We start from the raw sequence: 18389 nt of genomic DNA, 5'->3' as shown, positions 1-18389 counted from the left end.
AGCCGGGATTGGGGAGTCGGGATTGGGGATTCGGAAAACGCAAAAGCGCCGAGCAGTGCGATCGGTGCGCTTTGCAGTGGCGTGCTGGCCGAGGTTATGCGCCCTGCCCTGGTAACTCGGCCAGCGCCTCGCGCAACACCTCGCCCAGGATCCGGATGCCGGCATCGATCTTCTCGCTAGGCACGGTCACGAACGACAGCCGCAAGGTATTGGTCTGCGGCAAGGTGGCGTAGAACGGCGCGCCCGGCACGAAGGCGACGTTGCGCGCGATCGCACGGGCCAGCAGCGCCGTGCCATCCAGACCGGGCGGCAAGCTCACCCACAGGAACATGCCGCCTTCGGGACGGTTCCATTGCACCTGTGGCGGGAAATGGCGATCCAGCGCTTCCAGCATCAACCTGCACTGGCGTGCGTACAGCGCGCGAATTTGCGGGATGTGCGTCTCGAGAAAATCGTCCTGCAGCGTCTGGTAGACCAGGCGCTGGGTAAACGACGGGGTGTGTAGATCGGCCGCCTGCTTGGCCTGGATCAGCTTGCCTAGCACCGCCTCCGGTGCGACCACATAGCCCAGCCGCAGCCCGGGCGCGAGCACCTTGGAGAACGAGCCCATATAGATCACGCCCTCCGGGTTGAGCGAGAGCAGGCTCGGCAACGGCTGGCCGCTGTAGTACAGCTCGCCGTACGGATCGTCTTCGACGATCGGCACGCCTGCCTCGGCTGCGCGGGCGACCAGGGCCTGACGCCGCGCCAGTGGCAAGCGACGCCCGGTGGGATTCTGAAAATTCGGCAGGCAATACAGAAAACGCGCGTCCGCCAACATGGCGGGGTCCAGCGCCTCCACCACCACACCGTCGTCGTCCGAGGGCATGCCCACGAACGCCGGCTGGAACAACGAGAACGCCTGCAACGCCCCCAGGTAACTCGGCGTTTCCACCAGCACCTTGCTGCCTTCGTCGATAAAGACCTTGCCGAGCAAATCCAGGCCCTGCTGCGAGCCGGTGGTGATCATCACCTGGCTGGGCCTGATGATGGCGCCGTCGCGACTCAGGCGTGCGGCGACCCATTCGCGCAGCGGCGCATACCCTTCGGTCGGGCCATATTGCAGCGCGGCCTGCGGCGCATCACGCAATACCTGATCGCTGGCCGCGCGCATGCGCTCCACCGGAAAGGTGGCCGGCGACGGCAAGCCACCGGCGAAGGAAATCACCTCCGGCCGCTCGGTGATCTTGAGGATTTCGCGAATCGCCGAACTGGTCAGCGCCTGCGCACGTCGGGAGATCTGGAAGGAGGTCGTCATGGGTCAAGCATAGCGAAGGCCTGTGGCCGAGGCGCTGTGCAGTGCAGCGTGTTCAGTGACTACGCGGCGGCGTGGGCCCGCAGCTGTCGCAACCACCGCAGGCCGCCGCGCCCTGCGTCGCCGGTGGTGCCACGCGGCGCCCCAGCGATCGCATCCACCCAGGTCGCCCATCGCGCAGCAGACCCAGCGCCAGCGCGCCACGCATGCGTCGCAAGACGCCGGGGAACTGCTTCTTCAACACCACCCACAGGCTCAGCAGCACTGCGCATGCGATGACCACGTATTGCAGCGTGAGCGAGAGATCCATCTCAGCCGGCTCCGAGCAGCACGGCCACTTGGTAGGTCACCAGCGAGGCCAGATAGGCCAGCGCGAACAGGTACACCGCGCTGATGGTCATCTGCTTCCACGAGTTGGTTTCGCGCTTGATGGTCGCCAGCGTGGAGATGCACATCGGCGCGTAGATGTACCAGACCAGCAGCGACAGTGCGGTGGCCAGCGACCAGCCATCGCTGATCAGCGGCGACAAGGCTTGCGCGGCGGCATCGTCATCGGCGGCGGACAATGCATACACGGTGGCCAACGAGGCAACCGCCACTTCACGCGCGGCCAGACCCGGGATCAGCGCGATACAGATCTGCCAGTTGAAGCCCAGCGGTGCGAAGAAGATGGCCATCGCATGCCCGATGCGGCCGGCAAAGCTGTAGTCGATTGCCGGCAAGGTCGCATTGGCCGGCGCTTCCGGGAAAGACAGCAGAAACCACAGCAGCACGGTCAGCGCCAGGATGATGCCGCCGACGCGCTTGAGGAAGATCACCGCACGTTCCCACAGGCCCAAGGCCAGATCGCGCAGTTGCGGCACGCGGTAGGACGGCAGCTCCAGCATCAACGGATGCTCGCTCTTGTCGCGCCGCCACTTCTTCATCGTCCACGACACCAGCAAGGCACTGACGATGGCCGCGGCGTACAGCGCGAACAGGATCAGGCCCTGCTGATTGAAAATGCCCCACACGGTCTTCTGCGGAATGAAGGCGCCAATCAACAACGCGTAGACCGGCAAGCGCGCCGAACAGGTCATCAACGGTGCGACCATGATGGTGGCAAGCCGGTCGCGCGGGTCCTGGATGCTGCGCGTGGACATGATGCCCGGCACCGCACACGCAAAACTCGACAGCAAGGGAATGAACGAGCGCCCGGACAATCCGGCCGCGGCCATCATGCGGTCGAGCAGGAAGGCCGCGCGCGGCAGATAACCGGATTCTTCCAACGCCAGGATGAAGGCGAACAGGATCAGGATCTGCGGCAGGAAGATGATCACCCCACCCAGGCCGGCGATGATGCCGTCCTTGAGCAGACTGTTGAGCGGGCCTTCCGGCAGCGTGGCGCCCACCCACTCGCCCAGCATCGCGGTGCCGGCATCGATCAGGTCCATCACCGGCGTGGCCCAGGCATACACCGCCTGGAAGATCAGGAACATCACCACCGCCAGCGTCACCAGACCCCAGATCGGATGCAGCAACCAACGGTCCAGTGCGTCATCCACGCGCGAGGTGCGCGTCGGCATCGTCACCGCCGCACTCAAAATCTGACGTACCTGCGCATGGTAGTTACCGTCGGCCGGCGGCGTGGCAGCCGGTGCGATCAAGCTCGCGGCCTGCGCATCGATGCGCTCGACCAAGGCCTTGGCGCCACCGCGCCGCACTGCCACCGTTTCGACCACCGGCACGCCGAGCGCCTGTTCCAAGGCCGGCAGATCGATGACGATGCCGCGGCGTTGCGCGGCGTCGACCATGTTCAAGGCCACGATCATCGGCCGCCCCAACTCGCGCAGCTCCAGCGCAAAGCGCAAATGCAGACGCAGGTTGGTCGCATCCATCACGCACACCAACACGTCCGGCGCCGGCTCGCCCGGATAGAAACCGCGGCACAGGTCGCGGGTGATCGCTTCGTCCAGGCTGGCCGGTTGCAGGCTGTAGGCACCGGGCAGATCCAGCACCGCGAAGTCGCGTCCGGACGGCGCACGGAAATGCCCCTCCTTACGCTCGACGGTGACGCCGGTGTAATTGGCCACCTTCTGCCGGCTGCCGGTCAGCTGGTTGAACAGCGCGGTCTTGCCACTGTTGGGGTTGCCGACCAAGGCCAGGCGCAGCGGAACACTTGCCGCATTCATGCCTGTGCCCCTTCGATGCGCACCTGCACGCGCGCGGCCTCACTGCGACGCAATGCAAAACGCGTGTAACCGACCTGCACCAGCAACGGTTCGCGTCCAACCGGCCCGGTCGCCAGCACCGTCACTTCTTCGCCAGCGACAAAGCCCAGTTCACGCAGGCGCCGGGCAATCGTGTCGTTGGGGAGGCGATCCTCCACGGAATCCACGATGGCGGCGCGATGCAAGGGCATGTCGGACAGCGTCACAAAGACGGCCTGATTGTTAGGAATGGTTCTCAATTCTAGCATCGACGCACCGCGTCATGGCTGGGGCCAGCTGTGCCGCTATCATGGTTCGCATCCCATTCATGGACGTTGACGCAATGCAGGACACCGGCTTGATCGTGGAGGACCAGGGAGCGGTCCGCACGCTGCGACTGAACCGCCCTTCGGTGCACAACGCCTTCGATGCGGTCTTGATCAGCGCGCTCACCGAAGCCTTGCAGCAGGCCGGCCAGGCGGCGCAGATCCGGGTGGTCGTGATCACCGGTGCAGGCGGCGCCTTCTCCGCCGGCGCGGACCTGAACTGGATGCGCGGCATGGCCAGCGCCAGCGAGGCCGACAACGCTGCCGATGCACTGGCGCTCGCACGTTTGATGCGCACGCTCGACGAATTGCCCAAGCCGACCATCGCACGCGTCAATGGCGCCGCGTTCGGCGGCGGCGTAGGCCTGGTGGCGTGCTGCGATATCGCCATCGGCTGCACCGAAGCGCGCTTCGGTCTGACCGAAAGCAAGCTAGGCCTGCTTCCAGCGGTCATTTCGCCGTATGTGATTGCCGCGATCGGCGCGCGCCAGGCGCGGCGCTGGTTCGCCACTGCCGAAATTTTCGACGCCAGCACGGCGCAGTTGCTGGGCCTGTTGCATCAACTGGTTGCCGCCGATCAATTGGACATCGCGGTGGAGCGACAGGTCCGCTTGCTGCTGGCGGCCGCACCACTGGCGGCGGCCAGCGCCAAATCCCTGGTGCGTTCGGTGTTGCCGCCTGCCGACCGCGATGCCATCGATGCGGCCAATGCCGCGTGGATCGCGCGCCTGCGCGTCTCGCCCGAGGGCCAGGAAGGCTTGAGCGCCTTTCTCGACAAGCGCGCGCCGGCCTGGGTGCCGGAGGACATGGCATGAGCGCGTTCGTGCGCATTGTCGAAGTCGGCCCGCGCGATGGCTTGCAGAACGAAGCGCAACCGATCGCGACCGCCGACAAGATCGCCTTGATCGATCAACTCTCGGCCACCGGACTGCGCACCATCGAAGCAACCAGCTTCGTCAGCCCGCGCTGGGTGCCGCAACTGGCCGATGCGGCCGAGGTGTTTGCCGGCATCACCCAGGCGCCGGGGATTGCCTATCCGGTGCTGGTGCCGAACCTGCAGGGCTATGTGCGGGCACGCGCGGCCGGCGCGCAGGAAGTGGCGGTGTTCACTGCGGCGTCCGAAGCCTTCAATCGCACCAATACCAATGCCGGCATCGACGAATCGATCGAGCGCTTTCGCCCGGTCCTGGAACAGGCCGCGCTCGACGGTGTGCGCGTGCGCGGTTACGTCTCCACCGTGCTGGGGTGCCCGTATCAGGGCGCCGTGCCGGTGGCCGACGTGGTCAGTGTCGCGCAGCGGCTGTACGCGCTGGGCTGCTATGAAATTTCGCTGGGCGACACCATCGGCGTCGGCACGCCGGTCAAGGCGCGCCAGATGTTGGCCGCAGTCGCACAAGTCGTGCCGATGCAGGCATTGGCCGTGCATTTTCACGACACCTACGGCCAGGCGCTGGCCAATATCGCCGCCTGCCTGGAGCAAGGCGTGCGCGTGGTCGATGCGGCGGTGTCCGGCGCCGGCGGCTGCCCGTATGCCAAGGGCGCCAGCGGCAATGTGGCCAGCGAAGATGTGGTCTATCTGCTGCACGGATTAGGCATGCAAACCGGCATCGATCTGGCTGCCCTCGCCCGCACCGGCCGCTGGCTGGCGCAACTGCTCGGCCGCGAGACCGGCAGCAAGGTCGGCAAGGCGTTGGCGGCGGCTGGCTGAGGCGTTAACGCAACAGCTCGCCCGCAGCCTACTCACGCCCCCTGCCGCCAGGGCGATCGCCTGGACGCTTCGGCTAGAATTGCCGACCGCTTCGCCCACCGATCGCCGCCAGCCTCCATCGGCATCCAACGTTTCCCGGGGAACCACCGCATGCAGCCATCTTCTGTTCTTGCCATTGTCACCGGCGGCGTTTCGGGCCTGGGCTTGGCCGTGGCGCAGCGCATCGTGACCGACGGCGGCAAGGTCGCCTTGTTCGACGTCAATGCCGACAAGGCCGAGGCGGCGCTGGCCTTGCTCGGCGCCGGCAACGCGCATTACTTCGCCACCGACGTCACCGACGAGGCGCAGGTTGCCGCCAACGTGGCGCAGTCCGCGCAGGCGCTGGGCGGGCTCAACCTTGCGGTGAACTGCGCCGGCATCCTGGGCTCGGGCCGCGTGTTGGGCAAGGAAGCACCGATGCCGCTGGCGACCTTCCGCACCACCGTGCTGGTCAACCTGGTCGGCAGCTTCAATGTCGCCAAGGCGGCGGCCGATGTGATGCAGCACAACGCCGCCGGCGACGATGGCGAGCGCGGGGTGATCATCAACACCGCGTCGGTGGCCGCCTATGAAGGCCAGATCGGCCAGGCTGCCTACGCTGCCAGCAAGGGCGGCGTGGTCGGCATGACCTTGCCGATGGCACGCGAACTGGCGCGCTTCGGCATCCGCGTGATGACGATCGCGCCGGGCGTGTTCTGGACCCCGATGGTGGATGGCATGCCCGAGGCCGTACAGCAATCGTTGGCCGCGTCGATCCCGTTCCCCTCGCGCCTGGGCCAACCCGACGAATACGCCGACACCGTCGCCTTCATCCTGCGCAATCGCTATCTCAACGGCGAAGTGATTCGCCTGGACGGCGGCGTGCGATTGGCGCCCAAGTAGCCGGGAATGGGGAATCGAGAATGGGGAATCGTAACGGCGCCCTACTCTCAGCACCCCGTACTCGGCGTTTCCGATTCCCCATTCCCAACTCCCGATTCCCATGAAAGCTAACGACATCAAGAAAGCCAACGTCGTCGAATACAACGGCGGCATTTACCAGATCCGCGACATCGAACGCAGCTCGCCGCAAGGCCGCGGCGGCAATGTGCGCTTCCGCTTCATCACGTACAGCGTGCCGGGCGGGATGAAGACCGACGCCAGCTTCGATGCCGACGACAACCTGCCGGAAGTGGAGCTGCTGCGTCGTCTGTCCACGTTTTCGTACAAGGACGGCGAGGCCTTCGTGTTCATGGACGACGAGGACTTCACCCCGTACACGCTGGACGCGGATGTGATCGGCACCGATGCCGGCTACATTACCGACGGGCTGACCGGCATCTACGTGCAGGTGATCGACGACCAGCCGGTGGCGGTGCAGTTGCCGCAAACGGTGACGCTGGAAGTGATCGAAACCCCGCCCGAGCTCAAGGGCGGCACCGCCACCAAGCGCCCCAAGCCGGCCAAGCTCGACACCGGCCTGGAAATCATGGTGCCCGAGTACATCACCAACGGCGAGCGCGTGCTGGTCAACACCACCACCGGCGAATTCGCGGGCCGCGCCGACTGATGCGCAAGCTGTTCGTTGTGCTGACGCTGGGGCTGTTGGCCGCCTGCACGGAGCAACCCGCGCCGACATCCGCATCCAAGCCCGCGCCGGTGGCCTGCACCGACACCAAGGTGGACGACGAATGGCTGCAACATCCTCCGGGCCTGTGCGGCATGCCGGAGGATGTGCGCACGCTGGTGGAGGACTACGACACCTGCGAGCACTTCGCTGGGGAAGAGACCTAAGATGCCGACCGTCGACACGAGATCGAAGTGGCGATTGCGCAGTTCTGCACACCAGCGCCGGCGCGGCTGGCCAAGCTACTAAGGCAGTACCGCAGCGATGCGCATGTCATCGAATGGCTGCGCAAGTATTCGATACAAGCGGATCTGAAACCAGCTGGTTGAGGTATGCCGGTGTAGCCCTTCTCCCACCGGGAGAAGGTGCCCCGCAGGTGCGGATGAGGGTGCGGGAGCCTCGTGCAGCTGGACCCACACGAGAGCTTCGCCCCGTACCCTCACCCCAACCCCTCTCCCGATGGGAGAGGGGCTTGTACTGCTCAGCTAACCCGGGAGTCCGGGTCACTATTGCGCTTCCAGCGGCATGCCCATATCCGGCTGCACCTTGTCGGCAGCCGCATCGCCGCGTGCGAGCACACGCAGCCGCGCGCGCAAGCGCTCAACATTCGCCTCGCCCTGCTCCAATCCAATGCGCACGTCGGCCGGCAATTGCTGACGACCCAGCGCTTGCAGCTGCTTCCAACCATCGATCAACACGCCACTTTCTTGCGCCACGCGTGCGGTCAGTTGTTGCTGCTCGTCTGCCTGAGGCACTCCGTAACCGGACGTTCCCAGCAGCGTGGCCGGGTGACTGAGTTGCGCCTGCCGTGCGAATAACGCCTGTAGCTGGCCTTGCACAGCATCACGCCCGGCAGCACCCGGTTGCAGCAGGCGCTTGAGCGCATCGCGCGCCAGCAATTCCTGTCGCCGCAATGCAGCTTGTTCGAGCAGCAAGGCCGCTGCCGTCTCGCGCAAACCGCCTTGATCGAACCATTGCGCACGTGCATCCGGGCGTGCATCCAGCCATTGCTCCACGCTCGTCTGCGGCACCGGCATGCCGCGGCGGATCACCTCGAACATGGTCTGGTAATGCGCGGCTGCCGACTCGAAGTAATAACCTTGACGGATCGCTTGCGCACGGTCGTCCAGCACCTGCATGTCGGCGATGCCGGCGCGTTGCAAGCGATGCCGCACACCGCGCGGGGTGATCGACGACAACCTGGCTGCGGCCAGGCGTGGCACGCCGTCGTGCAGCAGCTTGTAGGTTTCCACCGCACAGTTGTTGCCGATGAAGTAATAGCGCCCGTCGTAGCTCCAATGCACTTGCGCCACGCGGGCGAGCAGCGCGGCGATTTCCTCGGGCGTGAGCTTCAACGGCACCGACGACAAAGCGCGCAGTTCGACCTTGGTGTATTCGTCGACCACCTGATTCAACGGCAGTACAAACAGCCGCGACGGATAGGAGCCGGTCAGCCCGCGCCAGCTGGAAATCTGCACATCGCCGACAAAGGCGCGAAACGACAACACGCTGTGATACTGCAGATCCATGCGGCAATCCGGACCAGGTATACGGCCAGGCGCACAGATCACCAGACGCAACATGCTGTGGCCCCAGCGACTCATCGGCTGCTCGTTGCCCTCTGCCAGCAAATAGTCCACCGCGTACACGCGCGCTGGATCCAGCCGCAGCAGCGACATCGCACCGGCATCGCTATCGGCCTGCAGGTACGGCAATGTCGTTTCGCACGCGCTGACCGCGCGTGGCGCGCCAAGTTGTTCGGTAAACCACGCAGACAGCGCCGGGCGCCGGCAGTGATAGTCGGCATCCAGCACGTAATGTTCGAGATTCACCGCAACAAACTCGGCGGGGCTACGCCGTTCGTAGTCGTCGGGGCTGCGATCGCTGAATTGATTTTCGCCACGCCCGAGCCGCCATGGACGCACCTGCCAGCCAGCCAGATCGCGCAGACGCGGATCGCGCGACAACCCGCCTTGCGGGCCACGATCGAGCACATGTGCCAGCTCGTGCACCACGGCCGCCATTGCCGCGCGCGTGGCCGGTGCGTCGATATCCGCCTGCGCCGTCGCCGATTGCGCGCTCCACGCCTGCAGCAACACGCGATCGAGCAGAACGCGCTGGCCGATCGCACGACCATGCACGTGCGCCGGTAGATCCGTGCGCCATTGCAGCTGGATCGGTGCAGTGATGCGCAGCGTCCACCCTGACGGCAGACGCTGCGTCACCTGTTCAACTAAGACATGCGTTGCTGCGATCTGCGCCGGACTGAGGTCCAACGGAACAACTTCAACATGCAACTCGGCCTGCGCCGCCGGTGCGATCACGGCGGCCAACCACAGCCACCCGCACCAGCGGCGCGAACTCACTGGGCCAGGATGGACTGAGTCAGTTGCAGGTCGCTGGACAGCCGCGCCGCATCGTTGCGGCTACGCAGCTGCAGCAGCGCCGCTTCCAGACGCGCGCCACGGATGGCGCCATCGCTGGCGACGAAGCCGGCCGCGTCTTCGCGTGCATCGGCAACCACTTTGTCGTCGCCCGAACTGCTGCTGTCGGACGAACCGGCCGACGATGCACCCGCCGAGGTACCGGCCAGGCTGGTTGCGAAAGCTGCCAGCGGCAGCAGCGTCAAAGCGCAAAACACGAGAGAGCGCATCATCGGCGTATCGATTCCATGTGAAGGTGGTGAGAGACTAACCGGCGCGCGTGGTGCCGGGCAGCTCGTCCATCTCGAACAGCTTGCCGGGATTCAGCAAAAGATGAGGATCGAGCACATGTTTGATGCCGCGCATCAAGGCGATTTCCGCTGCAGAGCGCGTGCTCCACAGGTACGCCTTCTTGACCAACCCAATCCCGTGTTCGGCAGAAATACTGCCACTAAAACGCTGCAAGGCCTGCGCCAGCAGCTTGGTGACGTGGTCGCAGGCAGCAACGAAATCGGCCTGCGTCATGTCATCCGGCTTGAGCACATTGATGTGCAGATTACCGTCGCCGATATGGCCGAACCACACCACATCGAAATGCGGATAGGCGTCATGCAACAACGCCTGCGTTTCGGCCATAAACGCCGGCATTGCCGAGATGCGCACCGACACATCGTTTTTATAGGGCGTGTAGCGCGCCAATGCTTCGGTAATGCCTTCGCGCAGCCGCCACAGCTGCGCAGCCTGCGCATCGCTCTGGCTGATCACGCCGTCGCTGACCCAGCCCTGCTCCATGCAGGTCTCGAACGCCGCCATCGCGGCGGCTTCCTGCACCTCGTCGCCAGCAGCGAATTCGGTGACCACGTAATAGGGGTGGAATTCCGCAAATGGCGCCTGTGCGCCATGCGCCAGCACATGTTCCAGCGCGCGGTCGGTGAAGAATTCGAACGCTTCCAGGCGCAGCTGCGCGCGGAACGCGGCAAACACCTGCATCAATACATCGAAGGACGGCAGCGCCAGCAGCATCACGTTGCTCGGCGGCGGCGGGTCGGTCAGCCGCAGTGTCGCTTCGACCACGATGCCGAGCGTGCCTTCGGAGCCGATCATCAGATGACGGAAGTCGTAGCCACTGGAATTTTTCACCAGCGCATTGTTGAGCTCGAGCAATTCGCCAGCGCCGCTGACCACCTTCAAGCCTGCCACCCATTCGCGCGTATTGCCGTAACGAATCACCCGGATGCCGCCGGCATTGGTGGCGATATTGCCGCCGATCGAACACGAACCGCGCGCAGCGAAATCCACCGGATAGACCAAGCCATGTTCGCGTGCGGCGTTGTGCACCGCTTCCAGCGGCATGCCGGCCTGCACGGCGAGCGTGCGGTCCACCGCGTTGAACTCCAGCGGCTTGTTTAGACGCTCCAGGCTGAGTACCAGCTCGCCGTTGGCCGCCACCGCACCGCCGGACAACCCGGTGCGCCCGCCCGACGGCACCACTGCCACACCTTGCGCATTTGCCCAGCGCACCACGGCCTGCACCTCGTCCACCGAACCGGGCAAGGCAATCGCGAGCGGGTTGGGCGTCCAGCGCCGCGTCCAGTCGCGGCCGTAATGCTCCAGGTCGGCCGGCTCGGTTTTCAAACGCAACGCAGGCACGGCCTGTTGCAACGAAAGGATGCGGGGATCGGTCATGGCACGCGGCGCTGCGGTAGGAACCGCACAGCCTGCCAGTGTGCGCCAGCCTCGTCCAGCAGCCGCACGTACTGAAGCTGCAGTGTTGGATTCAACTGAAACCGTTGCACCGCAAGGGCTTTGCCTGCGCAAACACTGCGTTGCGGCCGCCAAATCCGGCACCCCATCTGGCATAGTTGCCGACCCGATTGCTGCAGTACGCCCCCCTCATGTCGCCGAAGAGAACCTCGTTTCCCAAGCAGGACATCCGCGTCCTATTGCTGGAAGGAATCAGCCAGACCGCCGTGGATGTGCTGCGCGCCGCCGGTTATTCGCAGATCGAACTGCATGCCAAGTCGTTGCCGGAAGACGAACTCATCGCGCGTATCGCCGAGGCGCACATCGTCGGCATCCGCTCGCGCACGCAATTGAGTGCCGAGGTGCTGGCGCATGCCAAGCGCTTGATCGCCATTGGCTGCTTCTGCATCGGCACCAACCAGGTCGAGCTGGACACGGCCGAGCTGGCCGGCATTCCGGTCTTCAACGCGCCCTACTCCAATACCCGCAGCGTGGCCGAACTGGTCATCGCCGAGGCCATCCTGTTGTTGCGCGGTATTCCGCAGAAAAACGCCGAATGCCATCGCGGCGACTGGTCCAAGTCGGCCGCCGGCAGCCACGAAACGCGCGGCAAGGTGCTGGGCATCGTCGGTTACGGGCATATCGGCACGCAGGTCGGCGTGCTGGCCGAATCCTTGGGCATGCAGGTGATCTTCCACGACATCGAAACCAAGCTGTCGCTGGGCAACGCGCGTGCGGCGATCGATCTGAACGACCTGCTGGCGCGCTCGGACGTGGTGACCTTGCACGTGCCCGAAACACCGTCCACCAAGGACATGATCGGCGCTGCAGAAATTGCCCGCATGAAGCATGGCGCGCATCTGATCAACGCCTCGCGCGGCACCGTCATCGATATCGACGCGCTGGATGCGGCGCTGACCTCCGGCCAGATCGGCGGCGCGGCGGTGGACGTGTTCCCGATCGAGCCCAAGGGCAACGGCGATGCGTTCGAATCCCCGTTGATTGCGCACGACAACGTGATCCTGACCCCGCACGTGGGCGGCAGCACGCTGGAAGCGCAGGACAATATCGGTGTCGAAGTGGCCGCCAAACTGGTGCGCTACAGCGACAACGGCAGCACCTTGTCGGCGGTGAATTTCCCTGAAGTCACCCTGCCCGAACATCCCGACAGCCTGCGCTTGCTGCATATCCACCGCAACGTGCCGGGCGTGCTGTCCAAGATCAACGAACTGTTCTCGCGCCATAACGTCAACATCGACGGCCAGTTCCTGCGCACCGACGCCAAGGTGGGTTACGTGGTGATCGATGTCAGCGCCAGCGAGGCGCAGGCCACCGCGTTGAAGGAAGGATTAGCCCAGATCCAGGGCACCTTGCGGACGCGCATCCTGTATTGAGGGTGGATATCGCCGCCCGATATCCGCACCGCTTTACGCTACGCATGCTCTCTGACTGCGTAGGAACGTTTTCGCGAGGCAAAGCAGCGGGCATGTGCTGGAGCTGACCTCCCGATCCAGCATCGTGCACATCGTCTCGACATTGCGCAGACAATGAGAGCGAGGCTGCGCAGCATCCGATACCTGGCATCAGGCACACGTTCCGATCGCATCCAGTGCTAGTGTGCGAACAAGGCAGCGTTCGCAGCGCCACCTCTTTCAAGCAGCCGCTTTCCTAATAGGGACGATACGGATGAGGAGCAGGTTTCATAGCGCGTGGTCTTCGCCGAAGGTCGCCAGACACATCGAGCAGATCGTTTTTTTCATCACGCTGGCGTTGCTGCATAGCACGTACGCGCAGGCCAGTGTCTTGGAGCCTCGCTCTCGCTTTGCTCTACCGAGGGCATGCACGGCAACACGGCCCGCGACGGCAGGCCGCTTCATTTCTTTCAACGCCGGCCCTTGGAAGAGACTTGCAACGGCCGACGCCGTCATGATCGGCGATGGACAAAACGTCTCCATTGCCGTGTGCAACGAGCGCAATGCCAGCGTGGATAATGCCCGCATGACAGCTTCGTTGTTGCCTTTGCTGGTGTATGGCATAGGACGGTCCGCCGACGTCCGGCTGCTCGTCCGCCACAGTGGCAACCTCCACGTCTCAGGCCTGCTCGATATCAGTGACGACAGCGCTGCGCAAGCGCCGATGAGTCTGGTGACAGGACCGGTGGGCAAAAATGCGTATATTCGGATAGCGATTGAAGATTCAGCGAACATCCTGCTATCTCAGCCTGGCGCTGAAGTCCGCATCGGCCGTACCGGCCCGATGCCGCCGAGCCTGAGTTCATTCATGGACATACGCACGTCCAATCCCTCGGTGGCCCCTGCGATCGCCATCGAACTGCGCCGGAGTGCAAACGTTCTAGGCAGTCAAGGTACGCTGAAAATCGATCGAGCCTATTTGCCGTATGCCTCGCTTGTCTCGTCGATGCGAAGCGGCACGACCGGCGTGCATCTCGACCAGGCCGCAAATGTCGAGGCAGGCAGGATCGAGATCAGACAAGGCGCGTTATTGAGCAGTATCGTGGAGACGCCGTCTCTGGAGCGAGCCGATGTTCGCGTGACCATGCGCCAGAGCGGTAACCTTCATGCACACCAGGCGCTGGTCATCGATAATGCAGAACTGATCGATGAACCGATCGACGCAAAGCGCATTCGCAATAGCAAGGTCAAGGTCAGGCTGCGCGATTCCGGAAACGTCCGGGGCAACGGCTGCGTGCGTATCGACGAGGGAGAATTGGTCGATGAAACCCTGGACGCACCGTCTATCGGCAAGAGCAAGATTGCTCTGGATCTACAGGATGTTGCCAACGTGAGCGCACAGACGCTGACGATCCGGCACGGGGAACTGATTGACGAGATGATCGATAGCGACGACATCGACGCGTCCAGCATCCGGCTGCGGGCACGGCACATTGGTAATGTCGCGCTGAGCGGTGATCGAGGGGCTGCCACCCATTCGCAGCCGCTATCCGATTCCATAGATCGCTGCAGACCCTAGAACTCGCGCTTCGGGCGCATCAGTCCTGCAGCGATACACTGGCGGTGCCTCGGAACCTCTTGTCAGCTCAGCCAGACCAATGGGCGCGCCACCCACTTCCGCGCCATTCGCCGCAAGGAGGTATCCAGGTCCGGTTCCGCGAGCAGTTCGGCGATCGGCCTCCAAGCCAGGGCCAGCGACTCCTCGCTGACCTGGAAGTGCTCGTTCTCGCCGGCGACCACCAAATAGCGCGCATCGTAGTGCCAATGCCCGGCCACCTCGCCCCTTGCTGGAATCCAGTGCCGGTCCAGGTCAAAGATTGCCGGCTCCGCCAGGCGCAGCCCGCTCAATCCAGACTCCTCCTGCGCCTCGCGCAAAGCGACCTGCGCCAGATCGCGGTCGCCGTCGGCGTGTCCGCCCAGCTGCAGCCAACGCTGCAGCTTGCGGTGATGGGTCAGCAGCGCGCGCGTGCCATCGGCGCTGACCACCCACGCAGAACCGGTGAAATGACCTTCGACACGCTCGCGCACGAATGGATTACTGGCATCGTCCAGCAGTTGCGCGAATTGCTCGGCCAACTCGGCTTCGTCCGGCCAGCGTGCGCGATAGGCAGCCAATTGCTGTTGCAGCGTCGCATCCACCATCTGTCGTTCTCGGTCGCCCGTTGCGGGCCAGGCGCTCATTATCGTCGTTCATGCTGCGTACGTGCTTGTCGTGAGCGCGTAGCTTTGGCAAGGTAGGCCGCTTGCCTGTCCCACCGGGATGCGGCGCACCACCTTCGTCCGGGCGCCTGCGCCTTAGCTTTGCCACTTAGGGATGTACCGAATGCTGAAGTCTTTGTTGAGGGTCAAACCGATCGAACCCGCCGGACGTGTCGATGCGGGCGAACCGGTCGAAGGCAGCCTGCAAGGCGAGGCCACACTGCAACGCACCCTCACTGCCAAGCATCTGATCATGCTTGGCATCGGCGCGGTGATCGGCGCCGGCATCTTCGTGCTGACCGGCCAGGCCGCTGCCAACCACGCAGGACCGGCGGTGATGCTGTCGTTCGTGTTTGCCGGCATCGCCTGCGCGTTCGCCGGCCTGTGCTACGCCGAGTTTGCCGCGATGATGCCGGTGTCCGGCAGTGCCTATTCGTATTCATATGCCACGCTCGGCGAGGGCATCGCCTGGTTCATCGGCTGGTGCCTGGTACTGGAATACCTGTTCGCCGGCTCCAGCGTCGCCGTCGGCTGGTCTGCCTACCTGATCAGCTTTTTGACCGGCACGCTCGGATTGCCGTTCCCGGCGGAACTGGCCGGTGCGCCATTGGCCTGGGACGGCCATAACTTCGTCAGCTCCGGCAACCTCATCAACCTGCCGGCCGTACTGATCGTGGCTGCAGTGAGCATGCTGTGCTACGTCGGCGTCACCCAGTCGGCGTTCGCCAATGCAATCGTGGTGGCGATCAAGGTGGTGGTGATCTGCCTGTTCGTCGGCTTCGGCATTTCGTATATCGACCCGGCCAACTGGCACCCCTTCATCCCGGAAAACACCGGGCCGGGCAAGTTCGGCTGGGACGGGGTATTCCGTGCGGCGTCCATCGTGTTCTTCTCTTACATCGGTTTCGACGCGGTCTCTACCTCCGCTGGCGAGACCAAGGATCCGCAGAAGAACATGCCGATCGGCATCCTGGTGTCGCTGGCGGTCTGCACCGTCATCTACATCATCGTCTGCGCGGTATTGACCGGCTTGCTGCCCTACACCCAGCTTGGCACCGCCAAGCCGGTGGCCACCGCACTGGAAGCGCACCCGCAGCTGACCTGGCTCAAGACCGCCGTGGAAATCGGTGCGATCGCCGGCCTGTCCTCGGTGGTGCTGGTGATGCTGATGGCGCAGCCGCGCATCTTCTACACCATGGCCAAGGACGGGTTGATGCCCAAACTGTTCGGCAAGGTGCATCCGAAGTTCCACACGCCCTACGTCGGCACGATCTTCGTCGGCGTGGTCGCGGCGCTACTGGCCGGGTTGATCCCGCTCAGCGTGTTGGGCGAACTGGTGTCGATGGGCACCCTGCTCGCCTTCGCCACCGTGTGCGCCGGCGTGATGGTCTTGCGCTTCACCAAGCCCGAGCTGGAGCGCCCGTTCCGGGTGCCGCTGGCGATGGTGATCTGCCCGCTGGGCGCGCTGGCCTGCCTGTTCCTGTTCTTCCAGGCCTTCCAGGAGCACTGGAAAGTGTTCGTGGGCTGGACCGTGATCGGTCTGTTTATCTATTTCGGTTACGGCATCCGCCATAGCCGTCTGGCCCGTAAGGTGTAACTGCGAGTCCCTCGCAAGAGCCCGCACCTCCACATGCGGGGATTTGGTAACGCGAACCCCTCGCACACGCCCGCACCGCCATGTGCAGGGATTCAACAGGAACCGCTGCATGTTCAAGCAACTCTGGGCCACCAAACACCCGCACGCCAGCCATGAGGCGGCCGACGGGCTCGGCCTGCAACGCGCGCTCGGGCCGTGGGGATTGACTGCACTGGGCATTGGCGCAGTGATCGGCGGCGGCATCTTCGTCATCACCGGCCAGGCGGCCGCCGACCATGCCGGCCCGGCGATCATGCTGTCGTTCGTGCTGGCGGCGGTGTGCTGCGCGTTCTGCGCGATGGCCTACGCCGAGTTTGCCGCGATGGTGCCGGTCTCCGGCAGTGCCTACACCTATACCTACGCCACCTTCGGCGAGCTAGCGGCCTGGTTCATCGGCTGGATGCTGGTGCTGGAATACGGCGTGTCCGCCTCGGCGGTAGCGGTCAGCTGGACCGGCTATTTCCTCAGCCTGCTGGAACATTTCGACATCCATCTGCCGGCCGCCCTGGTCAGTGCGCCGCTGGACGGCAAGCTGCAGCGCACCGGCGCGATCGCCAACCTGCCCGCGGCCGGGATCGTGCTGCTGCTGACCTGGCTCTGTTATGTGGGCATCCGCAAATCGTCGGCGATGAACATGGCCATGGTGATCCTCAAGACCGGGCTGATCCTGCTGGTGATCGGGGTGGGCTGGAAATACGTGGACACCGCCAACTGGCACCCGTTCATTCCGGCCAACGAAGGCCCGGGCAAGTACGGCATGGAAGGCGTGCTACGCGGCGCGGCGATGGTGTTTTTCGCCTATATCGGCTTTGAGGCAGTGTCGGTGGCGGCGCAGGAATCGCACCGCCCGCAACGCGATCTGCCGATCGGCATGATCCTGTCGCTGGTCATCTGCACCGTGCTCTACATCGCGATGGCGGCGGTGATGACCGGGCTGGTGCCCTACACCTTGCTGGGTACCGACGAGCCGGTGGTGACTGCGGTGGCGGCGCATCCGCAGCTGGCCTGGTTGCGGGTGATCGTGGAAGTGGGTGCGTTGATCGGGCTGTCGTCGGTGGTGCTGGTGATGATCATCGGGCAGCCGCGCATCTTCATGATCATTGCGCGCGATGGGCTGCTGCCATCGATCTTCACCCGCATCCATCCCAAGTACCGCACCCCGCACGTCAATACCGTGATCACCGGTGTTGGCATTGCCTTGCTGGCGGCGGTGTTCCCGCTGGATGTATTGGGTGAGTTGACCTCGATGGGCACGCTGATCGCGTTCGCGGCGGTGTGCGCGGGCGTGTTGATCCTGCGCCGCACCCACCCGGAACTGCCGCGCCCGTTCCGCATGCCGGTAGCCTGGCTGATCTGCAGCGCCGGTGTGTTGAGCTGTCTGGCCCTGCTGTCGGCGATGACGCTGCACAACTGGATGTTGATGGGGGTGTGGACGCTGGTCGGGCTGGTGGTCTATTTCGGCTACGGCTATCGCCACAGCCGTCTGCGGGACGGTCGCTGATTACTTACGTGGGCTGAGAGCGGCTGACAAAACGGCTGCGCTCCGGTGTAGGGCGGAGCGGATGATTTTCGGCTTGTCTGTAGGGCCGATGATCTGGGGCTTGGCTGCGGGGCCCTTGCCCGCCCACCATCGCGGGACACGCCGCAAGTACGTCCATGTTGGCTCTTAGAACCTGTTCAAAGTCTGCCCGAAATATCCGATCATATGGAGATGAGAGCACGCTATCCCAGTGACATCAGCCGTGAGCAGTTTG

At 64.3% G+C, this 18389-nt stretch carries 16 protein-coding genes and 1 pseudogene; 9 read left to right on the top strand and 8 right to left on the bottom strand.

Going from position 1 to position 18389, the window contains the following annotated elements:
- Positions 1-94 precede the first annotated feature (94 nt).
- The 4 genes from XcyCFBP4188_RS03790 to XcyCFBP4188_RS03775 are packed head-to-tail and all read right to left on the bottom strand — an operon-like array spanning position 95 to position 3710.
- Positions 95-1297: an aminotransferase-like domain-containing protein gene (locus tag XcyCFBP4188_RS03790; protein WP_006451523.1), complete on the bottom strand. Its 1203-nt coding sequence runs from the start codon at positions 1295-1297 to the stop codon at positions 95-97.
- A gap of 52 nt (positions 1298-1349) precedes the next feature.
- Entirely contained in the window at positions 1350-1604 is a 255-nt protein-coding gene (locus XcyCFBP4188_RS03785) for a DUF6587 family protein (RefSeq protein ID WP_043909610.1), read from the bottom strand.
- Position 1605: 1 nt separating this feature from the next.
- Complete coding sequence (gene feoB / locus XcyCFBP4188_RS03780; RefSeq protein ID WP_104591658.1) at positions 1606-3465, bottom strand: ferrous iron transporter B; 1860 nt, start codon at positions 3463-3465, stop codon at positions 1606-1608.
- Entirely contained in the window at positions 3462-3710 is a 249-nt protein-coding gene (locus XcyCFBP4188_RS03775; RefSeq protein WP_043909609.1) for a FeoA family protein, read from the bottom strand. Before XcyCFBP4188_RS03775 ends, feoB begins: the two co-directional genes overlap by 4 nt.
- Before the next feature lie 116 nt (positions 3711-3826).
- Between XcyCFBP4188_RS03775 and XcyCFBP4188_RS03770 the strand changes: the two genes are divergently transcribed.
- The 5 genes and pseudogenes from XcyCFBP4188_RS03770 to XcyCFBP4188_RS03750 all read left to right on the top strand — a co-directional run bounded on the left by XcyCFBP4188_RS03770 (position 3827) and on the right by XcyCFBP4188_RS03750 (position 7491).
- Entirely contained in the window at positions 3827-4624 is a 798-nt protein-coding gene (locus tag XcyCFBP4188_RS03770; protein WP_043909608.1) for an enoyl-CoA hydratase-related protein, read from the top strand.
- Complete coding sequence (locus XcyCFBP4188_RS03765) at positions 4621-5517, top strand: hydroxymethylglutaryl-CoA lyase (protein WP_006451519.1); 897 nt, start codon at positions 4621-4623, stop codon at positions 5515-5517. The genes XcyCFBP4188_RS03770 and XcyCFBP4188_RS03765 overlap by 4 nt, the downstream gene beginning before the upstream one ends.
- A gap of 150 nt (positions 5518-5667) precedes the next feature.
- Complete coding sequence (locus XcyCFBP4188_RS03760) at positions 5668-6438, top strand: SDR family oxidoreductase (RefSeq protein WP_006451518.1); 771 nt, start codon at positions 5668-5670, stop codon at positions 6436-6438.
- A 100-nt stretch (positions 6439-6538) separates the two neighbouring features.
- Positions 6539-7105, top strand: coding sequence for an elongation factor P-like protein YeiP (gene yeiP / locus XcyCFBP4188_RS03755; protein WP_104591657.1), 567 nt, complete (start codon positions 6539-6541; stop codon positions 7103-7105).
- A pseudogene (locus XcyCFBP4188_RS03750) lies at positions 7105-7491 on the top strand (hypothetical protein). The gene yeiP and the pseudogene XcyCFBP4188_RS03750 overlap by 1 nt, the downstream one beginning before the upstream one ends.
- Positions 7492-7668: 177 nt before the next feature.
- Here the strand turns inward: XcyCFBP4188_RS03750 and XcyCFBP4188_RS03745 are convergent.
- From XcyCFBP4188_RS03745 to XcyCFBP4188_RS03735, 3 genes are read right to left on the bottom strand one after another with little or no spacing between them, the layout of a single operon-like run.
- The gene (locus XcyCFBP4188_RS03745) at positions 7669-9528 is read right to left on the bottom strand and encodes a DUF7844 domain-containing protein (protein ID WP_104591656.1); all 1860 of its coding nucleotides are present in this window, start codon (positions 9526-9528) and stop codon (positions 7669-7671) included.
- Positions 9525-9818, bottom strand: coding sequence for a DUF2388 domain-containing protein (locus XcyCFBP4188_RS03740; protein ID WP_104591655.1), 294 nt, complete (start codon positions 9816-9818; stop codon positions 9525-9527). Before XcyCFBP4188_RS03740 ends, XcyCFBP4188_RS03745 begins: the two co-directional genes overlap by 4 nt.
- A gap of 34 nt (positions 9819-9852) precedes the next feature.
- Positions 9853-11271, bottom strand: coding sequence for an FAD-binding oxidoreductase (locus XcyCFBP4188_RS03735; protein ID WP_104591654.1), 1419 nt, complete (start codon positions 11269-11271; stop codon positions 9853-9855).
- A 209-nt stretch (positions 11272-11480) separates the two neighbouring features.
- On the opposite strand from XcyCFBP4188_RS03735, the gene serA reads away from it, so the two are divergent.
- Both serA and XcyCFBP4188_RS03725 read left to right on the top strand, forming a co-directional pair.
- Complete coding sequence (serA, locus tag XcyCFBP4188_RS03730; protein WP_104591653.1) at positions 11481-12722, top strand: phosphoglycerate dehydrogenase; 1242 nt, start codon at positions 11481-11483, stop codon at positions 12720-12722.
- A gap of 532 nt (positions 12723-13254) precedes the next feature.
- Complete coding sequence (locus XcyCFBP4188_RS03725) at positions 13255-14319, top strand: hypothetical protein (protein WP_160113174.1); 1065 nt, start codon at positions 13255-13257, stop codon at positions 14317-14319.
- Positions 14320-14381: 62 nt separating this feature from the next.
- On the opposite strand, the gene XcyCFBP4188_RS03720 is transcribed toward XcyCFBP4188_RS03725, so the two are convergent.
- Complete coding sequence (locus tag XcyCFBP4188_RS03720; RefSeq protein WP_104591651.1) at positions 14382-14981, bottom strand: NUDIX hydrolase; 600 nt, start codon at positions 14979-14981, stop codon at positions 14382-14384.
- A 142-nt stretch (positions 14982-15123) separates the two neighbouring features.
- On the opposite strand from XcyCFBP4188_RS03720, the gene XcyCFBP4188_RS03715 reads away from it, so the two are divergent.
- Entirely contained in the window at positions 15124-16596 is a 1473-nt protein-coding gene (locus XcyCFBP4188_RS03715; protein WP_043909600.1) for an amino acid permease, read from the top strand.
- 109 nt (positions 16597-16705) lie between these two features.
- On the top strand, positions 16706-18136 hold the full coding sequence (locus XcyCFBP4188_RS03710; protein ID WP_006451508.1) for an amino acid permease: 1431 nt from the start codon (positions 16706-16708) through the stop codon (positions 18134-18136).
- The last annotated feature ends 253 nt before the right edge of the window (positions 18137-18389 follow it).

Source organism: Xanthomonas hortorum pv. cynarae (assembly GCF_002939985.1).
GTDB lineage: Bacteria > Pseudomonadota > Gammaproteobacteria > Xanthomonadales > Xanthomonadaceae > Xanthomonas > Xanthomonas hortorum_D.
Note: the sequence above shows the minus strand (reverse complement) of the source record. Positions and strands in the feature narration are given on the sequence as shown.

Coding starts and splice junctions, on each gene's coding strand:
- XcyCFBP4188_RS03715 (WP_043909600.1), top strand. CDS start 15,124: ATGCTGAAGTCTTTGTTGAGGGTCAAACCGATCGAACCCGCCGGACGT.
- XcyCFBP4188_RS03720 (WP_104591651.1), bottom strand. CDS start 14,981: ATGAGCGCCTGGCCCGCAACGGGCGACCGAGAACGACAGATGGTGGAT.
- XcyCFBP4188_RS03785 (WP_043909610.1), bottom strand. CDS start 1,604: ATGGATCTCTCGCTCACGCTGCAATACGTGGTCATCGCATGCGCAGTG.
- XcyCFBP4188_RS03760 (WP_006451518.1), top strand. CDS start 5,668: ATGCAGCCATCTTCTGTTCTTGCCATTGTCACCGGCGGCGTTTCGGGC.
- XcyCFBP4188_RS03725 (WP_160113174.1), top strand. CDS start 13,255: ATGATCGGCGATGGACAAAACGTCTCCATTGCCGTGTGCAACGAGCGC.
- XcyCFBP4188_RS03710 (WP_006451508.1), top strand. CDS start 16,706: ATGTTCAAGCAACTCTGGGCCACCAAACACCCGCACGCCAGCCATGAG.
- XcyCFBP4188_RS03735 (WP_104591654.1), bottom strand. CDS start 11,271: ATGACCGATCCCCGCATCCTTTCGTTGCAACAGGCCGTGCCTGCGTTG.
- serA (WP_104591653.1), top strand. CDS start 11,481: ATGTCGCCGAAGAGAACCTCGTTTCCCAAGCAGGACATCCGCGTCCTA.
- XcyCFBP4188_RS03740 (WP_104591655.1), bottom strand. CDS start 9,818: ATGATGCGCTCTCTCGTGTTTTGCGCTTTGACGCTGCTGCCGCTGGCA.
- yeiP (WP_104591657.1), top strand. CDS start 6,539: ATGAAAGCTAACGACATCAAGAAAGCCAACGTCGTCGAATACAACGGC.
- feoB (WP_104591658.1), bottom strand. CDS start 3,465: ATGAATGCGGCAAGTGTTCCGCTGCGCCTGGCCTTGGTCGGCAACCCC.
- XcyCFBP4188_RS03790 (WP_006451523.1), bottom strand. CDS start 1,297: ATGACGACCTCCTTCCAGATCTCCCGACGTGCGCAGGCGCTGACCAGT.
- XcyCFBP4188_RS03765 (WP_006451519.1), top strand. CDS start 4,621: ATGAGCGCGTTCGTGCGCATTGTCGAAGTCGGCCCGCGCGATGGCTTG.
- XcyCFBP4188_RS03770 (WP_043909608.1), top strand. CDS start 3,827: ATGCAGGACACCGGCTTGATCGTGGAGGACCAGGGAGCGGTCCGCACG.